This is a genomic window from Microbulbifer agarilyticus (assembly GCF_019800665.1).
Classification (GTDB): domain Bacteria; phylum Pseudomonadota; class Gammaproteobacteria; order Pseudomonadales; family Cellvibrionaceae; genus Microbulbifer; species Microbulbifer agarilyticus_C.
Map to the genome: position 1 here is coordinate 1 of NZ_JAHVKO010000017.1, position 2,267 is coordinate 2,267.

Below are 2,267 nucleotides of genomic sequence, written 5' to 3' on the forward strand. Positions count from 1 at the left end.
ATTCTTTCGGACAATGTTTTCTTCGTATATTCGATCCAGCAGCTTGCCAGCCCACCTGGCGAGCATGTCAATAGAGCAACGACTACTAAGAACTTATTCATGGTTAAGAGGCTAACGCCGCCGGCAGGGGCAGCTTACTTTGTGCGCGTTTTGCGCGAAAATGGGCGCGTAGCGACCTGCGCAAAACGTGCACAAGGTAAGCTGTCCCGCGGAGGGCCGCAGGTCTGGAGCAAATTGCCCGGCCTTGTTATGTGTTATTCGCAAAACGGGCAACAGAGATTATCCAAAAAATCCAATACATCAATATTGGAATTAGGGATAAGTACAGTCACCCGACCATGCTTTTCACACTCAATCTCTTGAAAAGCACCCTCTACAGCAAGCGTACTAATTTCAAAGTCACCCCACCCACACCAAGGACAACTTTTTACCTCTTCACTAGAGGTAGAAATTATCTCCTGATCCCAGCCGCATTCACCACAATATAATTTACGGACACTCTTCGCTTCAGTAAGCGTGATTACTTTAGGTCTGTGTACCATAAGACTATTCTCACACATAACGCCCGCAGCAGGGGCGGCTTACCTTGTGCACATTTTGCGCAAAAATGGGAGTGAAGCGACCCGCGCAAAATGTGCGCAAGGTAAGACGTCCCACGGAGGCCCGAAGGGCCGGAGAAAATTGCCTGCGTTTGTTAGCATTTATCACAGCGATAGATCTACACATAGGACTGGAGCAAAAAATAGAAATAGGAAGCCTAAAATATAGGCTATACCTCTAGCTCCACGAGTACGGATAAAGTACCACGGAACATAGAGATACCAGAACGAATGTATTGATAGACCGAAGTTATACGGCCTATCAAACTTCTCTTGCGACGCAGACTCGTAGTAGATCCAATGCCAGAACAGCACAAAATACACGATTGACCAGACCCCGATAAATGAACTAAATGATACCGCGCCTGAGAATTTGGATACTCCAACTATGAGTAGGCACGAAACCGTACTCAAAAATATAAGGCTAGAGAAAATTGTTTTTGCTTTTCTTTCGTTCATATTTTCGGTGGGCAAGCCTTAATGCTAACGCCGCCGGCAGGGGCAGCTTACCTTGTGTGCTTTTTGCGCAAAAATGGGAGCACAGCGACCTGCGCAAAACGTGCACAAGGTAAGCTGTCCCGCGGAGGGCCGCAGGCCCGGAGTAAATTGCCCGGCCTTGTTATGTGTTACGGGACATCTGGCCTGTGCGTTTATTTATTATTTCGCCAATGTACTCGATTTCTATGATACATCCGTAGCTTTGAAGAGAGCCAGGCCACCTTGGTATTGACTTAAATGCAATACTTACTTCTAGGCCATTGTACAGCTTCTCTCGCTGGTCAAGACAAGGAAGCAACGACTGCATACGGAACTTGACGCCACCTACTTCAAAAGACGTAAATCCATTGTAAGTTTCAATTTCTGAAATCTTACCATTTACAAATTGTGTTTTCTCAGACTCGATAGCTCGATTTAAGCTCAGGTACTCATATGTAGCTGCAACTAGAGCAGGAAGTAAGAATAGAAATCCGATGTATCTATATTTCATACTCAGATGTCATTCACAGATGACACATAACGCCGCCAGCAGGGGCAGCTTACCTTGTGCGCCACTTGCGCAAAACTGGGAGCAAAGCGACCTGCGCAAGTGGTGCACAAGGTAAGCTGTCCCGCGAAGGGCCGCAGGCCCGAAGCCTTGCTGCCTGGCTTTGTTAAATGTAACCGGCTAGCTACGAAGCCCATACGGGCAAACCCACGATTTATCGTACAGATAGATATATACCGAGCCCCAAACTAGCAGCAATATGAATGAGGATACTGACGCCCTGCGCCATTGTAACCCTTTATCATTTAGATATTCTTCCCCTAAGAACACGTCACCAATAAGTAACTTCCAAAATGGTGCCTTTTCGACTGACTCCAATACATGTTTTTGCATACGCCAAGAAGAAAGGTTTGTCGCGGCTAGAAGAACGGCAAACGAAATAAACAAGGCTGATTCAATGTTTATGCAGTTCATAATACGATGACATTTAACGCCGCCGGCAGGGGCATGATCTGCTACCACTTTCGCGGACACTTTATGCCGCCAGTTTTTCATACTCTGAATGCGATTGATAGCCGAGACTGGAGTGAAGCCGTTCTCGGTTGTAGAACTCAATGTATTCGATGATATGAGCTACCGCATCGATTTCGTTTTCGAACATCCTCTGATGAACAAGCTCTGTC

At 46.5% G+C, this 2,267-nt stretch carries 2 protein-coding genes; one reads left to right on the forward strand and one right to left on the reverse strand.

All coding sequences use genetic code 11. From position 1 onward, the window contains the following. A partial coding sequence (locus tag KUV22_RS17185; RefSeq protein ID WP_222233009.1) for a hypothetical protein occupies window positions 1-363 on the forward strand: 363 nt, incomplete at its 5' end. 1,756 nt (window positions 364-2,119) lie between these two features. Here the strand turns inward: KUV22_RS17185 and KUV22_RS17190 are convergent. Continuing rightward, a partial coding sequence (locus tag KUV22_RS17190) for an IS3 family transposase (RefSeq protein ID WP_222230385.1) occupies window positions 2,120-2,267 on the reverse strand: 148 nt, incomplete at its 5' end.